Origin of the sequence: Nitrobacter sp. (assembly GCF_047149785.1) — a bacterium.
GTDB lineage: Bacteria > Pseudomonadota > Alphaproteobacteria > Rhizobiales > Xanthobacteraceae > Nitrobacter.
Genome location: NZ_BAAGBE010000001.1, coordinates 3102602 through 3118505, shown reverse-complemented (window position 1 = coordinate 3118505; position 15904 = coordinate 3102602). Strand labels below are relative to the sequence as shown.

The following is a 15904-nucleotide window of genomic DNA, read 5'->3' as shown; positions in this document are numbered from 1 at the left end:
CAAGCGAAGCACGTCCTCGGCCTGACCCGAGGATGGCGACCGGTTCGCGTAAAGAAAACGCGTCAAATCAAAATCATGGAGCCCAGCTTCTGATTCCGTCAGAAGCGGAAAGGCTCCAAGCGGAATCCAGCCAGCCGAAAAAACGCTCTCAATCAATGGCTTGCGTGTATGCCGATTTGGCATCCGCCCTTTGCGGACCGAGCGCCAAAAACCTGGAGCGGGCGAAGGGATTCGAACCCTCGACCCCGACCTTGGCAAGGTCGTGCTCTACCCCTGAGCTACACCCGCATCCGAATAAGCCGGCGGCCGATTGCCGGCCGCCGGAGCGCTGACCTATGCCAAATGCGGCCTGCGAATGCAACAGCCAGATATCGCGGGCCGCCCCTGATCGGGCCCTCGCAAAATGTCCGGCCAGTCTCGAAATCGCACGCTGCCCGGTCCCTTCCGAGCCATCGAGGAACCGAAAACCGGGCGGATAATCTGCTACGGTCCCAGATAGCCGCCGCAGGGTGTCGGCGAGCCGATTCCGCCGATTGCAAAATATCCGCGCAGGGACCAATTAAGGGTTCGGGCCGTTGTAGAACAGGCCCATTCCGGGGCCATCAGATGAGGATCACGTGACAATAGCCGAGCAAGGGAGCGGACCGGCACCGCAAACGTCGGATCTCATCACGGAAACGACGACCCAGACGTTCATGAAGGATGTCGTCGAGGAATCGATGCGCCAGCCGGTGCTGGTCGATTTCTGGGCGCCGTGGTGCGCACCGTGCCGCCAGTTGACCCCGACTCTGGAAAAGGCGGTGCGCGCCGCCGGCGGCAAGGTGAGGCTGGTCAAGATGAATATCGACCAGCATCCCGCCATTTTTCAACAGCTCGCGGCTCAGACCGGCAACCAGTCGATACCGGCGGTTTTTGCCTTCGCCGGCGGGCGGCCGGTCGACTTCTTCATGGGCGTCGTGCCCGAAAGCCAGGTCAACGCCTTCATCGACAAGCTGACGCAGGGCATGGCGGCGCCCGGCGGACCGAATATCGATGAAATCCTGCAAGAGGCGGAAGCCGCGCTCGCCGCCGACGATCCGGCTACGGCGGCCTCGATCTATGCCGAGGTTCTGGGTTTCGACGCCGCCAATCTTCCGGCGATCGCGGGGCTGGCGCGCTGCTACGCGACCACCGGCGCGCTCGACAAGGCCAGGCAGACGCTCGCGCTGGTGCCGGACTCCAAGCGCGGCGACGCCGCCGTAAAAGCCGTCCAGGCCATGATCGATCTCGCCGAACAGGCGAATTCGCTCGGCCCTGTCGCCGAACTCGAAGCGAAAGTCGCGGCCAATCCGCTCGATCATCAGGCGCGATTCGATCTCGCGACCGCGCTGAACGCCGGCGGCAAGCGCGGCGAGGCCACCGATCACCTGCTCGAGATCGTCAAGCGCGACCGCAAATGGAACGACGACGCCGCCCGCAAGCAGCTCGTGCAACTCTTTGAAGCGTGGGGCGCCGCCGACCAAGCCACCGTCGAGGGTCGCAAACGACTGTCGACGATCCTGTTTTCCTAGGAGCCATTCACCTGCGGCAGGGTTGGCGCCAATGCGACTCCGCAGGCACTTTGCTCGATAGCACCGGACCCGCCCATGCCCATCAATGCCGACTATCGCGGTCCCGCTGACCTTCCCGAGGTGATACCCGTATTTCCGCTGCCCGGCGCGCTGCTGCTGCCGCGCGGACAGATGCCGCTCAATATTTTCGAGATGCGTTATCTCGCGATGGTCGACGACGCGTTCCGCGACGGCCACCGCCTGATCGGCATGATCCAGCCCGACCTCGCCCATTCCGCCAGCGAGGACAAGCCGAAACTGTTCCAGGTCGGCTGCGCCGGACGCATCACCCAGTTCGCCGAATCCGGCGACGGCCGTTACATCCTTGAACTCACCGGCGTCTCGCGTTTCAAGATCGTGGAAGAGCTGACCGTGCTGACGCCCTACCGCCAGTGCAAGGTGGATTTTTTTGCCTATGCCGACGATATGACCGCGCGCAAGGGCGAGGACGACGTCGACCGCAAGCGACTGCTCGAGGTGCTGACCGCTTTTCTCAAGGTCAACGACCTGAAGGTGGACTGGAGCGGCATCGAGAACGCCCCGAACGAGGCGCTGGTCAACGCGCTGGCGATGATGTCGCCCTACGGGCCGCCGGAGAAGCAGGCGATGCTCGAGGCAACCGACCTGAAAACACGCGCCGAAATCCTGATCGCCGTCACCGAAATGGATCTCGCCAAAAAGCGCACCAGCGGCGACCCCGGATTACAATAAGGCATGATCGAAAAGCGAACCGGTTTTCGGATCGGATCATGCCCAATCAAAAGGATCAAAAGGATAAGGCTGGAGCCTGATTCAACGAAGTTGGATTCGACCCCAGCCGGGAACATCGCAACCGAACCGTCGCAACCGCCGTGAACCGATCCGTCGGCCTATTCGAAGAGACCACGCATGACGACCTCCTCCGATCGTTCCGAAGACACCGTCGATCCCAAGCTTCTGGAGGTTCTGGTCTGCCCGGTGACCAAGGGCCCGCTGGAATTCGACGGCGCGCGCAGGGAGCTGATTTCGCGCTCGGCCAGACTGGCCTACCCGATCCGCGACGGCATCCCGATCATGCTGCCGGACGAGGCCAGGAAGATCTAAACTTTTTTCCGGCGCGAAGAAACGCGTCGAATAAAAAATACAGGGACCCGCTTCTGATTCCATCAGAAGCGGAAAGGCCCTAAGACGTGGATGCCCGGCATAAAGCCAGGCATGACGGATTGCTGATTCCGCCCAAAGCAAATCTACTCTGGCGGCGTTTCGCATCATTGCACCACTTCGCCGTGCTGGGTGATGTCGAGGCCTTCGCGCTCGTTGTCGCCAGTGACGCGCAGGCCGATCGCCGCCTTGACGGCAAGCAGGATGATTAGCGTGACCACGGCGTCGTACACGACGGTGGCGAGGATCCCGTAGACCTGAACCAGCACCTGATGGGCGTTGCCGTCGATCAGGCCCGCGCCGGCCTTGTTGATCGCGGCGCGGGCGAACACGCCGGTGAGCAGCGCGCCGATGATGCCGCCGACGCCGTGGACGCCGAAGGCGTCGAGGCTGTCGTCATAGCCCATCATATGCTTGAGACCGGTCGCGCCCCAGTAGCAGCCGGCGCCTGCGACAGCGCCGATCACCAGCGCGCCGCTCGGATCGACGAAGCCCGAGGCCGGAGTGATGGCGACGAGGCCGCCGACCGCGCCGGAGCAGATGCCGAGCACGCTCGGCTTGCCGCGCAGGCCCCACTCCACGGCCATCCAGGCCAGCGCCGCGGCGGCGGCCGCGATCTGGGTGACCGCCATCGCCATGCCGGCCTGCCCGCCCGCCGTCACCGCCGAACCGGCGTTGAAGCCGAACCAGCCGACCCATAGCAGCGACGCGCCGGTCACCGTCAGCACCAGGTTGTGCGGCGCCATGTTCTCGCTGCCGTAGCCCTTGCGCTTGCCGAGCACCAGTGCGCAGACGAGGCCCGCGACGCCGGCGTTGATGTGAACCACGGTGCCGCCTGCGAAATCGAGCACGCCGAGACCGCCGAGGAAACCGCCGCCCCAGACCCAATGCGCGACCGGCGCATAGACCAAGAGCGACCACAGCCCCATGAACCACATCATCGCCGAGAACTTCATGCGATCGGCGATCGCGCCGCAGATCAGCGCCGGGGTGATGATCGCAAACGTCATCTGGAAGCACATGAACACCGATTCCGGAATCGTCGGCGCGGCGCTGGCGACGGAGCCGGTGCCCATGCCGATCAGCAGCATGCGCGAGAAGCCGCCGAGAAAATTGGTGCCTTCGGTGAAGGCGAAGCTGTAGCCGATCACCATCCACAGCACGGTGACGAGGCAGGTGATGGCGAAACTCTGCATCACCGTGGCGAGCACGTTCTTCTTGCGCACCATGCCGCCATAGAACAAAGCGAGGCCGGGGATCGTCATCATCAACACCAGTGCAGTGGAGGTCAGCATCCACGCGGTGTCGCCGGAATCGATTTTGGGCGGAGGCGTTGCAGCAGCCGGAGCGGCGGTCTGGGCCAGCGCGGCGTCGGCGAAGGCCGCGAGAAAGGCCGCGCCCGATATCGCTGCGACGACCAATCCCGCGCGGGCCGGGCGTTCGAACCTCATGGGCTTACTCCTGATTGAGGAAAGATGAGCGCGACATCAGAGCCCGGCCGCAACATGCCGGGCGATCTCCGCCGAGGACTCGCCGCCAGCACAGGTCGCGGCGGGAGCGCAGCCGCAACGATAGAATTCAAATGCCGTGCCAACACGGACAGATCGTTCTAACCGCTGAAACGTGGATGTTTTTGCGCACCTCGCGCTGCCGGGCGGAACGCAGCGACGACCGACGCTCAATGTCTGGTCGGCACTGCTCAAAATGCAGGCACGCCGATCCTGTCGCGTCACGCTACCGACCCGGACAACTCATGAATTTTCGAATGACGAATCTATCACCGCGCGGGTCATCATCCGCGAAAGCGGATGATCCAGTCATTCCAAGCCGACGCAATGAATACTGGATGCCCGCCTGCGCGGGCATGACCCCGACCTGGAGCGCTGCAGCCTTATTGCAGCGCCTCGCCGTGCTGGGAAATGTCGAGGCCTTCAAGCTCGTTCTCGCGCGAGACCCGCAGCGACACGAAAACGCCGACCAGCTTGAGGAGACCGTAGGTCACGGAGCCCGACCAAAGCAGGGTGACAGCCACGCCGTAAAGCTGCAGCAGCAACTGGCGCGGATTGCCTTCGAGCAGGCCGGACACGCCGCCGACCGAGGAGGTCGCAAACACCCCGAGCAGCAGGGTTCCTGTCAATCCGCCGATGCCGTGGACGCCGAACACGTCGAGCGAGTCGTCATAGCGGAAGCGATGCTTGAGGCTGGTGCAGGCCCAGTAGCAGACCAGTCCGGCAACGATGCCGATGACGATGCCTTGCAACGGCGTGACGAAGCCGGAGGCCGGCGTGATCGTGCCGAGGCCCGCGACCGCGCCCGAGATCATGCCGAGCACGGAAGGCTTGCGCCGCGTCGACCATTCGATGGCGCCCCATGTCAGCGCGCCGGCGCAGGCTGCGAGGTGCGTGGCGATGATCGCCATCACCGCGCGCGAATTGGCGGCCAGCGCCGAGCCGCCGTTGAACCCGAACCAGCCGACCCACAACAATCCGGTGCCGACGACCGCAAGCGACAGATCGTAGGGCGACAGATTCTCCGAGCCATAGCCGTGACGGTTGCCGAGGACTTTCGCCGCGACCAGCCCGCCGATGCCGGCGCTCAGATGCACCACCAACCCGCCGGCGAAATCCTGCACGCCGGCCGCATTGAGGAAACCGCCGCCCCACACCCAGTGCGCGAGCGGAACGTAGACAAAGACGAACCAGCCGATCGAAAACAGCAGGTAGGCCGAGAAGCGCATCCGGTCGGCAACCGACCCCGCGACCAGCGCCACCGTGATGATCGCGAAGGTCATCTGGTAAAGCATGAACAGCGCTTCGGGGATGGTCTTTGCCGCAGGATTGACGGCGTCCATGCTCATGCCGGCGAGAAACAGGCGACCGGGCGATCCCAGCCACAGCCCGTGGCCCGTGAACGCCAGCGAATAACCGAACGCCACCCACAGAATCGAAATCATGGCGACCGCCGCGAGGCTTTGCGCCATCGTCGCCAGCACGTTCTTCTTGCGCACCATGCCCGAATAGAACAGCGCCAGCCCCGGGATCGTCATCATCAGCACGAAGGCCGTGGCGACGATCATCCAGGTGGTGTCAGCCGCGCTCACCGTCGAAGCGGCGCCGGCCGCGAAGGCCGGCGCGCCTGTCGTCGCGAAAAACGCGATCGCAAGGACTGCCGTCGCGGCGCGTGCCGCCCAACGCGAACGTGCCCCCATTTGTCGATCCCCAGCCTGGCTGTGTCCGTCATTGCGAGGAGTTCAAGGGCGGCGCGTAAGCGTCGTCCCGACAGCCCCGAAGCGATCCCGTCCCCGTGTCAGTCATACATGTCAGTCATACGTTGACTGGATCGCTTCGCGGAGCCTGTCATCGGGCGCCGCTTCGCGCCGACCCGTTGGCTCGCAACGACAATGGTCGTCTCTCTTGCTATCTCAATCTCACAGCGCATCGTCGTCGGTCTCGCCGGTCCGGATGCGCAGGGCGTGATCGATCGGCGTCACGAAAATCTTGCCGTCGCCGATCTGGCCGGTGCGCGCGGCCGCGGTGATGGCCTCGACGGTCTTGTCCGCAAGCTCCGAGGGCACCGCGACCTCGATCCGCAGCTTGGGAAGGAAATTCACGACATACTCGGCGCCGCGATAGATCTCGGTGTGTCCCTTCTGGCGGCCGTAGCCCTTGACCTCGGTCACGGTCATTCCGTGCACGCCGAGCGCGGTCAGCGCCTGACGCACCTCCTCCAGCTTGAAGGGTTTGATAACGGCGACAACGAGTTTCATGATGGCTCATCCGCTCGATGGACAATACGGTCTTAACCGAATTCGCATGATCAAGTCTGACACCTTTCCGTGCAAATCGCACAAAAAACTTGCAGAGCGGACCAAAAACATGCGTGCGAGTTGTCGCTGGCGTGGCGGCCGTCGTGCAGACCGGCCGGGTTCCGCGTGAACCGCGCGCTCCCTCGCGCGCTGCGCAAGCCTCCGGGGCGCGACACCTCAATGCCGCTCGCGCAGCGAGCCTTCCTGCGCCACCGAGGCGACCAGCGTGCCGTCGCGCTTGAAGATCAGCCCGCGGGCGAGGCCGCGGCCGTTTTGCGCGCTCGGCGAATCCTGCGCGTAGAGCAGCCATTCGTCGGCGCGGAACGGGCGGTGAAACCACATCGCGTGATCGAGCGAGGCCGCCATCATGCGCCTGTCGAACAGGGTGCGGCCGTAGCGCGCCATCACCGCGTCCAGCAGCGCGAAGTCCGACGCATAGGCGAGCGCGCACATGTGCAGCGCCGGATCGTCGGGCAGTTTCGCCGCGGCGCGAATCCAGACATGGACGCGGCCGTCGGCGATCTTCTCGCCGAAGTAGCGGTTGAGTTCGATCGGGCGCAGTTCGATCGGCCGGTCGGATTCGTAGTACCTGCGGATGAACTCCGGCATCTCCTTGAACATCGGCTGCCTGGCGAACTCCTCCGGCGAGAGGCTCTCCGGCGGCGGCACGTCGGGCATGGGGTCCTGATGGTCGAACGCGCCTTCTTCATGGGCATGGAACGAGATCATGGTCGAGAAGATGGCGCGGCCGTGCTGGATCGCGGTGACGCGCCGCGTCGCATAGCTCTTGCCGTCGCGCAGCCGCTCTACCTCGTAGATGATCGGCACCGCCGGATCGCCCGGCAGGATGAAGTAGCAATGCAGCGAGTGCGGCAGGCGGCCTTCGACGGTGCGGCAGGCCGCGACCATCGCCTGTCCGATCACCTGCCCGCCGAACACCCGCTGCCAGCTCGTCTTCGGGCTGTTGCCGCGGAACAGGTTTTCCTCGATCGGCTCCAGATCGAGGATCGAGATCAGGTCGATCAGGCTTTTGGACATCGGGATGCCTTCCATCGGGACCGTCATCGCGGACGAGGCGAAGGGCTCGAACCTGGATTGCGGGTCCGCGTCCAGGTCCCGGGGCCGGAACGGCCGCTCGCGCTCCGCGTTTGGTGAACGTGTCTCGCCCGGCTATAGTGCCGGCGCAAGAAGGTCAGGCGTATCATGACGACACAACGGAGCATTGTCATCTGCGGCGGCGCGTTCGCAGGGCTGGCGCTGGCGCTGGCGTTGCGCCAGGGGCTGGGCGCGGAGGTCCCGATCGTGGTCGCCGACCCCATGCTGGCGAACCGGCCGAGCCGCGATCCGCGCGCCACCGCCATCGTCGCCGCGTGCCGCCGCCTGTTCGAGACGCTCGGGGTCTGGGACGAGGTCGCCGGAACCGCGCAGCCGATCCTCGACATGGTGGTGACGGATTCGAAGCTCGAGGACGCCACCCGCCCGGTGTTCCTGACGTTTACCGGCGACGTCCAGCCCGGCGAGCCGTTCGCGCACATGGTGGAGAACCGCTACCTGATCGAAGCGCTGGCGACGCGCGCGGAAGCCGCGGGCGTCGACCTGCGCGCAACGGCGGTGACGGCAAACGAGACGCGGCCGGGCGGCGTCGCGGTCTCGCTGGCGGACGGCTCGACGATCGATGCGAGCCTGCTGGTGGCGGCCGACGGCGCGCGCTCGAAGCTGCGCCAGCGCGCCGGTATCGCCACCCACGGCTGGGACTATGACCAGTCCGGCATCGTCGTCACCGTCGGCCATGAGCGCGATCATCACGGCCGCGCCGAAGAGCATTTTCTTCCCGCGGGCCCGTTCGCGATCCTGCCGCTGACCGGACGGCGCTCGTCGCTGGTGTGGACCGAGAAGCGCACCGACGCCGCGCGCATCGTCGCGCTCGCGGCAGACGAATTTCACGCCGAGTTGGAGCAGCGCTTCGGTCTCCACCTCGGCGAGATCGAGGCGCTCGACAAGCCGCGGGCGTTTCCGCTTCAGTATTTCGTCGCGCGCTCGTTCATCGCCGAGCGGCTGGCGCTGGTCGGCGATGCGGCGCATGTGATCCATCCGATCGCGGGGCAGGGCCTCAACCTCGGACTGAAGGACGTCGCCGCGCTGGCGGAAAGCGTGGTCGATGCGGTCAGGCTCGGCATCGATCCGGGGCAGGCCGATGTGCTCGAGCGCTATCAGCGCTGGCGGCGCTTCGACACCATGGCGATGGGCTTCGCCACCAACACGCTCAACGTTCTGTTCTCCAACGAATCGACGCTTCTGCGCGGCGTGCGCGACCTCGGGCTCGGGCTGGTCGACCGCATGCCGCCCTTGAAAAACGCATTCATCCGCCAGGCGGCCGGACTGACCGGCGAGGTGCCGCGACTGCTGAAGGGCGAGGCGTTGTAGGGCAACGGGGGTCGTTGCCTCCGCAAACCACCTAGCACTGGCGTTCTTGAAGAACTATTCCCCAAACAGCAGCATGACGGCGGAAAAGGCCTATGGGCAGCCTTACTTTTCCACTCGCGTCCTAATTCGAAACTTCCTCGGCCACCCCTTCCTTTTATCGGAAGGGGTGGCCTTTCGCATTCTGGTCCTTTTCGGATCGCAATGAGATAAACATATGAGCGTAACCTCCAAAATTATGAGTTAGTAGAAAGATTATATCTCTTTATATTTTTATGGGTTCATGAGATAAGGTTCATATCCCGAGTGGGAGAGGATACTTACCATGGCGAAAACCAGAAGCCCGAACTATCCATCCCTCGACTTAGAGGCCGCTTTGGAAGCCGTTAGGCCGGTTTTCAAGGCCGAGAACCGCAATAAGTTTTCGCGGTTGGTTCTGGCACAGCACTTGGGGTACTCCAGCCTGAACGGCCGCGCCCTGGGAAAAATTGGCGCCGTGCGCGCATACGGACTGATCGAAGGGTCTGGTGACGATTTACGCCTGAGTGATGATGCGATTACTACGTTAATGGCACCAGAGACATCTCACGAGCGTCAGCAAGCTCTTGAACGTAGCGCTTTGAAGCCTTCCCTCTTTCAGGAGCTTAGCCAAGAATTTCAAGGCCTTCCTAGCGAAAATAACTTGCGATATTGGCTTGTAAAACGCCATTTCACTGCCGAAGCTGCGGCGAAGGCTGCGGAAACTTATCTCTCGACTTTTCGACTTGTTGGCGGATCAGACGAAGGGTACAATCGCAATCCTCCCGCTGAGGATACGCTCATGCAAGCCACCCTACATCACGATATCAAGCCCTCCGGGCTGCTTCGCCGGAGCGAAGGTCTTCTGCAAGAAAGCTTCAACCTGAAAGAAGGGCCTGTGACCCTGTCATTTCCGGCCGCGCTCTCTGCGGATAGCTACGAGGATCTCGCGGACCAGCTTGGCTTGGTCCTAAAGCGGCTGAAGCGACGCGTGGCCTCTGAAGGTGGGGGCAATGAAAATTCTTGAGATCAAGAGGACCGAAACCACTATTGTAGCGGTTGGCGAAGAAAGGCCTCCGTGGGTAAAACCGCGCGTTACTGCGGCTCCAAAGCTGCGCCAGCTGTATTGGTGCGACTTTCCTAAGGATGCCCAGTTGCCGGAGTTTTGGAAGACGCGGTCGGTTCTGATAATGTCATTCCGAAACACGCTACGTGGGGCGGTGACCGTGATCCCATGCTCAGGGCAGGATCAGCCCGGAAACAAGTGGGCTTACAAACTGACAAAAACGATCGACGGGAATCCTTCTTGGGCCATCTGCGACAAGCCCACGACCCTAGCCGTAAGCAGGTTAACGCCGGGGAAGAATGGTATCGTTAGAGTCACTGAAGACGAGTATAAGGAGGTGTTAGCCATGATGCTCAATTGGCTAACTCCCGGGAATCCAAACTAGAATCCTCTTGAAACTTTCGGGCTCTGAGTGTATTTATACTGCACTCGTGGCCCCGAAAGGGTGACCATTTCCCGCTAGTGGGAGCTACATGCCGAGGGGTCTCCGTAAGGAGGCCCCTTTGGTACGTCTGGGCCTCGGATCGTACCCAGTAAAAGCTGCGGCCTGCAGAGTTACCCGGGAAGGTATGGCCGTGTGAAACACGGACATGCCTAAATACCGGTTCGACCACTATCATCTTTAAACTGGCGACTGTGGTCGGAAACATGCCAATACCCGCGGCGACACAAGAACAAAACAAGAAAATACGCCCTCCCGCCGATGGTTAATCGCGTCTTAACCTCGCCGCACCTATGGTACTCAACTGGCCTTCGTTCCGGCCCTAAGGTGTGGCCGAACGTCTTGAAAGTGTTGACGCTTAACCGATGGCAACCACCGCTTCATCGCGCGCGGCGCAAGGCGCCGCCGGCCCGACTGAGTCCGACGCCGGCCCGGCCGGGTCCGCCGCGAGTCCGGCCGCGTCCACCGCGCCCGGCGAGCGGTCGCCTTTTGCGCGGGCAGCGGAATTGCTTGCGCCCTATCAGCCGGGACAGCCGCTGATCACGCTATCGATTGGCGAGCCGCAGCACCCGCCGCCCGCTTTCGTCGGCGAGATATTGTCGTGGCATATCAATGAGTTCAGGCGATACCCGATGGCGCGGGGGATCGAGCCGTTCCGCCGCACCGCTGCCAACTGGCTGTCGAGGCGGTTCGCCCTGCCCCGCGCGATCGATCCCGAGACCGAGATTCTGGTGCTGAACGGCAGCCGCGAGGGGCTGTTTTACGCCGCGATCGCCGCCGCCCGTTACGTGACGGCCCGCAAGGGCACGCCGGCAATCCTGATGCCGAACCCGTTCTACCCGGCCTATGGCGCCGGCGCCCGCGCCGCCAATTGCGAGACGGTCCTGCTGCCGGCGACGCGCGCAGGCGGATTTTTGCCCAACCTCGAGTCCCTCGACGAGGCGACGCTGGCGCGCACCGTCGCGATCTATCTCGCCTCGCCCGCCAACCCGCAAGGCGCGGTGGCCTCGCCCGATTATTTCGCGCGACTGATCGCGCTGGCGCGCCGTCACGGCTTCCTCGTATTCGCCGACGAATGCTATTCGGAAATCTACACGCACACCGCGCCCGGCAGCGCGCTGGAATGCGCGGGCGATGATTTCGCCAACGTGGTCGCGTTCCAGTCGCTCTCGAAGCGCTCGAACCTGCCGGGCGTGCGCGTCGGCTTCGTCGCGGGCGATCGCAACTTCCTTGCCGCGTTTCACGAACTGCGCAACGTCGCGTCACCCCAGGTGCCGGTGCCGCTGCAGCATGTCGCCGCCGCCGCCTATGGCGACGAGGCGCATGTCGAGGAGAACCGCCGGCTCTATCGGGCGAAATTCGATCTCGCCGACGAAATCCTTGGCCATCGCTACGGCTATGCCAGGCCCGCCGGCGGCTTCTGCCTCTGGTTGGACGTTTCGGCTTTTGGCGGCGACGAGGCTGCGACGGTGAAGCTCTACAGGGAGGCCGGCGTGCGCGTGATTCCCGGCAGCTATCTGTCGCGCCCGCAGGCCGACGGCTCGAATCCCGGCGCGGGCTATATCCGCCTGGCGCTGGTGGCGGACACCGACACCACGGCCGAGGCGTTGCATCGGCTGGTGAAAACTCTGGGTTAGAATCGGGTTTATGAATTTGGATTCGGGATCTGCCATAGGCGCGACCTTCACCTCTCCCATAGGGAGAGGTCGGATTGATCCGACTTTGACGTCAAGGTTGTCCAACTCGGGTAAACCCGAGTTGGATAAGAGAGGGAGCACGCTCTCCCTGGCGAGAAGAGGGAGCGCGCCTCCGTCTCGTCCCATACTTCGATCCATCGCAAATTTCAGTCGCGGGGCCCCATGAGCATGGCAGCGATCGAACGCCTCCTTCCCATCGTCGATCATCTACCGCCGCCGGTCCGCGAGGCGCTGGCGCGGCGCCTGCGCGAACTGACCGGGCTCGGCCTGATCGGATTGTCGGGCTCCACTGCTGCCGCGTTGATGACATGGTCGGTGCAGGATCCGAGCCTCAGCCACGCCACCTCGCGCGCGATCCATAACGTCCTCGGCTATCCCGGCGCGATCGGCGCCGATCTGCTGATGCAGATCCTCGGCCTCGGCGCGATCATGCTGATCCTGCCGGTGGCGATCTGGGGCTGGCGCATGCTGACCCATCGCCCGTTCGATCGCGCGGCGACGCGGCTGGCCTGCTGGCTTCTCTGCACCGCCGCCGCCGCCGGTTTCGCCAGTTGCTGGCCGCATAACGGCGCGTGGCCGCTGCCGACCGGACTCGGCGGCGTGGTCGGCGATGCGCTGGTGCGGGCGCCCGTTGTCCTGTTCGGCGCGGCCGGCGTGCTGCAACACGTCGCGTTCGGCGCGATTTTCCTCCTCATTATGGTCACGACGTTTCTTTGGGCCAGCGGAATGAAATCGCGGGTGTCCGAAGAGACACTTGCGATCGACGACGACGCACCCTTTGACGATGGCGACGATCGCGCCTCGATCTCGCTGGGCTGGCTCGTTCATGCGCTGATGAGCGCGAAGGCGCGCCTGAAGCGCCTCAATCTCGGCGCGCTCGTCGCGCTGGCCTACAAATCGCTGGTGTCGAGCGCGCCGCAAAAGTCGGCGGCGCTGGCGTATGAGCGTCAGGAGCCGAATCTCGGCGGCGGCGCCAACGGCCCGTCCCTGGTGCCCGGGCACGATGAGGAGGAGGAGGAGGAAGACGAAGAGGAAGACGACGCGCGGTCCGTTCGCGCGCCGCGCCGGAAGGCCGCCGCTCGCGCGCCCGCGAAAAAATCCGGCAAGTTCGACCTGCCATCGGTGAACGTACTGTCCGTGCCGCGCGCCGCCGATCGCCAGCCGCTCAGCAAATCGGAGCTGGAAGCCAATTCGCGGGCGCTGGAGGGCGTGCTCGGCGATTTCGGCGTGCGCGGCGAGATCGTGAAAGCCAATCCCGGACCGGTGGTGACGCTGTACGAACTGGAGCCCGCGCCCGGCATCAAGTCGGCGCGCGTCATCGGCCTCGCCGACGATATCGCACGCTCCATGAGCGCGTTGTCGGCGCGCGTCGCGGTGGTCGCCGGCCGCAACGCCATCGGCATCGAACTGCCGAACGCGCATCGCGAAAAAGTCTACTTGCGCGAATTGCTCACCGCGAGGGAAGCCGCCGACTCCGTCGCCAAGCTGCCGCTGTGCCTCGGCAAGACCATCGGCGGCGATCCCGTCATCATCGACCTCGCACGCACCCCGCACATGCTGATCGCGGGCACCACCGGCTCCGGCAAATCGGTCGCGATCAACACCATGATCCTCAGCCTGCTGTACCGGCTGCGGCCGGACCAGTGCCGCCTCATCATGGTCGATCCGAAGATGCTCGAACTCTCGGTCTATGACGGCATCCCGCATCTGCTGACGCCGGTCGTGACCGATCCGAAGAAGGCGGTGGTCGCGCTGAAATGGGCCGTGCGCGAGATGGAAGAGCGCTACAAGAAAATGTCAAAGCTCGGCGTGCGCAACATCGACGGCTACAACCAGCGTCTCATCGAATCCAGGGGCAGGGGCGAGGAACTGACGCGCACGGTGCACACCGGCTTCGACAAGGAAACCGGCAAGGCGATCTACGAGGAAGAGAAACTCGACTTCGAGCCGCTGCCCTATATCGTCATCATCGTCGACGAAATGGCCGACCTGATGATGGTCGCCGGCAAGGACATCGAAGGCGCGGTGCAGCGGCTGGCGCAGATGGCGCGCGCCGCGGGCCTTCACGTCATCCTCGCGACGCAGCGTCCGTCGGTCGACGTCATCACCGGCACCATCAAGGCGAACTTCCCGACCCGCATTTCCTTCCAGGTCACCTCGAAAATCGACAGCCGCACCATTCTGGGCGAGATGGGCGCCGAGCAACTGCTCGGCCAGGGCGACATGCTCTACATGGCCGGCGGCGGCCGCATCTCGCGCGTGCACGGACCGTTCGTCTCGGACGAAGAGGTGGAGAAGGTGGTGCGCCACCTCAAGACGCAGGGCGCGCCGGAATATCTCGAGGCGGTCACGGCGGAAGAGCCGACCGACGAGGACGGCGCGGTGTTCGATTCGACCGGCATGGGCAGCGACGGCGGCGGCGATCTGTTCGCGCAGGCGGTTGCGATCGTGAAGCGCGACCGCAAGGCCTCGACCAGCTACATCCAGCGCCGCCTCCAGATCGGATACAACCGCGCCGCCTCTCTGATGGAGCGCATGGAGCTTGAAGGCATCGTCGGGCAGGCCAATCACGCCGGAAAGCGCGAGATCCTGATCGAGGAAGAAGAAGGCCACTTCTGACGCATGACCGGCATGATCGACGATCCCGCTTTCGGAGTCGCGAAATCGCCACAGCGCTGCGCGAGACCCGTCCGCAAAAGCGATATCCGCGGCACAAAGCGTTTGGAGCGGTTCGTGTCCGATCGCGCTTCTCAAAATATCGAGAATGCGCATGATCTTTTCGCCAAACCGCTCACACTTTGGTGGATCATGCGCTAGAAAGCACACCTCGGGCGGACAGGACGGGACATTGAGCAGACACAGAACATCTTCATCCGCGGCCCGCCGTCCGATCCGCATTTGCGCGCGGGCCGGCGCGGTCTGGCTCGCTGCGGCGCTGACCGCGGGTCTTCTCATTCCGGCCGCCTTCGCCGAGGCCGTTCCGATCCCACGACCGGCGCCGAAGGACCGCAACGGCGCGCCTATGGCGAAACTTCATGAGACCGTCGAACCTGACGTCACCGGCACCACGCAACCGCCCGACCCGATCATTCCCGACCCGCGCCGCAACGTACCGGCGAATATTTTCACGACCTTCAGCCCGGAACAGAAGGCGGCTGCCGCGCGGGTCAGCGCCTACCTGTCCTCGTTGCACACGCTGGCCGGAAATTTCGTTCAGGTCGGTCCCGACGGCAGCCGCTCGACCGGCGAATTCTATATCCAGAAACCGGGCAAGGTGAGGTTCGAATACGACCCTCCATCGCCGGTCGCGATGATTTCCGACGGCTCTTCGCTTGCCGTTCGCGACACCAAGCTCGCGACCCAGGACATCTATCCGCTATCACAAACGCCGCTGCGCTATCTGCTGTCGGATCGCATCGATCTGATGAAGGACACCAACGTCGTCAGCGTGACGTCTGACGATCTCTACATCAGCGTCACCATCGAGGAGAAGCAGGCGCTGGTCGGCACCTCCCGTCTCATGCTGATGGTCGGCGTCAAGGACGGCAAGCTCAAGCAGTGGACCGTAACCGATCCGCAAGGATACGACACCACGGTGGCGATCTACAACCTGAACTCCACGGCGAAGCTCGATCCCGCCCTGTTCAAGATCGACTACACCAGGTATCCGACGTCGAACAACTGAGCGCTGCGGCGCTCGGAATCATCGCCGGGATTCCATCCAGA

The 15904-nt window shown here is 63.8% G+C and carries 14 protein-coding genes and 1 tRNA gene; 10 read left to right on the top strand and 5 right to left on the bottom strand.

The window, feature by feature from the left end; genetic code table 11:
• Positions 1-213: 213 nt before the first annotated feature.
• Positions 214-288: transfer RNA gene (locus tag ACMDCM_RS14545), tRNA-Gly, on the bottom strand.
• A 329-nt stretch (positions 289-617) separates the two neighbouring features.
• Here ACMDCM_RS14545 and ACMDCM_RS14540 point away from each other — a divergent pair.
• The 3 genes from ACMDCM_RS14540 (at position 618) to ACMDCM_RS14530 (ending at position 2672) form a co-directional block, all read left to right on the top strand.
• Positions 618-1550 (top strand): tetratricopeptide repeat protein, encoded by a 933-nt coding sequence (locus ACMDCM_RS14540; protein ID WP_412774218.1) that lies wholly within the window; start codon positions 618-620, stop codon positions 1548-1550.
• A gap of 75 nt (positions 1551-1625) precedes the next feature.
• Entirely contained in the window at positions 1626-2300 is a 675-nt protein-coding gene (locus tag ACMDCM_RS14535; protein ID WP_412774217.1) for an LON peptidase substrate-binding domain-containing protein, read from the top strand.
• Between the two features lie 177 nt (positions 2301-2477).
• The gene (locus ACMDCM_RS14530; RefSeq protein ID WP_412774216.1) at positions 2478-2672 is read left to right on the top strand and encodes a Trm112 family protein; all 195 of its coding nucleotides are present in this window, start codon (positions 2478-2480) and stop codon (positions 2670-2672) included.
• Positions 2673-2836: 164 nt separating this feature from the next.
• Here ACMDCM_RS14530 and ACMDCM_RS14525 read toward each other — a convergent pair whose 3' ends face one another.
• From ACMDCM_RS14525 to tesB, 4 genes are all read right to left on the bottom strand, one after another.
• A complete protein-coding gene (locus ACMDCM_RS14525) occupies positions 2837-4180 on the bottom strand; it encodes an ammonium transporter (protein ID WP_412774215.1) in 1344 nt (447 codons plus the stop codon).
• Between the two features lie 440 nt (positions 4181-4620).
• Positions 4621-5937 (bottom strand): ammonium transporter, encoded by a 1317-nt coding sequence (locus ACMDCM_RS14520; RefSeq protein WP_412774214.1) that lies wholly within the window; start codon positions 5935-5937, stop codon positions 4621-4623.
• Positions 5938-6156: 219 nt separating this feature from the next.
• Entirely contained in the window at positions 6157-6495 is a 339-nt protein-coding gene (locus ACMDCM_RS14515; RefSeq protein WP_412774213.1) for a P-II family nitrogen regulator, read from the bottom strand.
• A gap of 216 nt (positions 6496-6711) precedes the next feature.
• Positions 6712-7572 (bottom strand): acyl-CoA thioesterase II, encoded by an 861-nt coding sequence (tesB, locus tag ACMDCM_RS14510; RefSeq protein WP_412774212.1) that lies wholly within the window; start codon positions 7570-7572, stop codon positions 6712-6714.
• A gap of 165 nt (positions 7573-7737) precedes the next feature.
• Between tesB and ACMDCM_RS14505 the strand changes: the two genes are divergently transcribed.
• The 7 genes from ACMDCM_RS14505 to ACMDCM_RS14475 all read left to right on the top strand — a co-directional run bounded on the left by ACMDCM_RS14505 (position 7738) and on the right by ACMDCM_RS14475 (position 15863).
• Entirely contained in the window at positions 7738-8958 is a 1221-nt protein-coding gene (locus ACMDCM_RS14505; protein ID WP_412774211.1) for a ubiquinone biosynthesis hydroxylase, read from the top strand.
• Positions 8959-9280: 322 nt separating this feature from the next.
• On the top strand, positions 9281-10000 hold the full coding sequence (locus tag ACMDCM_RS14500) for a hypothetical protein (RefSeq protein ID WP_412774210.1): 720 nt from the start codon (positions 9281-9283) through the stop codon (positions 9998-10000).
• Complete coding sequence (locus ACMDCM_RS14495) at positions 9987-10424, top strand: type II toxin-antitoxin system PemK/MazF family toxin (RefSeq protein ID WP_412774209.1); 438 nt, start codon at positions 9987-9989, stop codon at positions 10422-10424. Before ACMDCM_RS14500 ends, ACMDCM_RS14495 begins: the two co-directional genes overlap by 14 nt.
• Positions 10425-10846: 422 nt before the next feature.
• The gene (locus tag ACMDCM_RS14490; protein WP_412774208.1) at positions 10847-12118 is read left to right on the top strand and encodes an aminotransferase class I/II-fold pyridoxal phosphate-dependent enzyme; all 1272 of its coding nucleotides are present in this window, start codon (positions 10847-10849) and stop codon (positions 12116-12118) included.
• Positions 12119-12340: 222 nt separating this feature from the next.
• A complete protein-coding gene (locus ACMDCM_RS14485; RefSeq protein WP_412774207.1) occupies positions 12341-14797 on the top strand; it encodes a DNA translocase FtsK in 2457 nt (818 codons plus the stop codon).
• A 3-nt stretch (positions 14798-14800) separates the two neighbouring features.
• A complete protein-coding gene (locus ACMDCM_RS14480; protein ID WP_412774206.1) occupies positions 14801-14995 on the top strand; it encodes a hypothetical protein in 195 nt (64 codons plus the stop codon).
• A gap of 118 nt (positions 14996-15113) precedes the next feature.
• The gene (locus ACMDCM_RS14475; protein ID WP_412774762.1) at positions 15114-15863 is read left to right on the top strand and encodes an outer membrane lipoprotein carrier protein LolA; all 750 of its coding nucleotides are present in this window, start codon (positions 15114-15116) and stop codon (positions 15861-15863) included.
• Positions 15864-15904 lie beyond the last annotated feature (41 nt).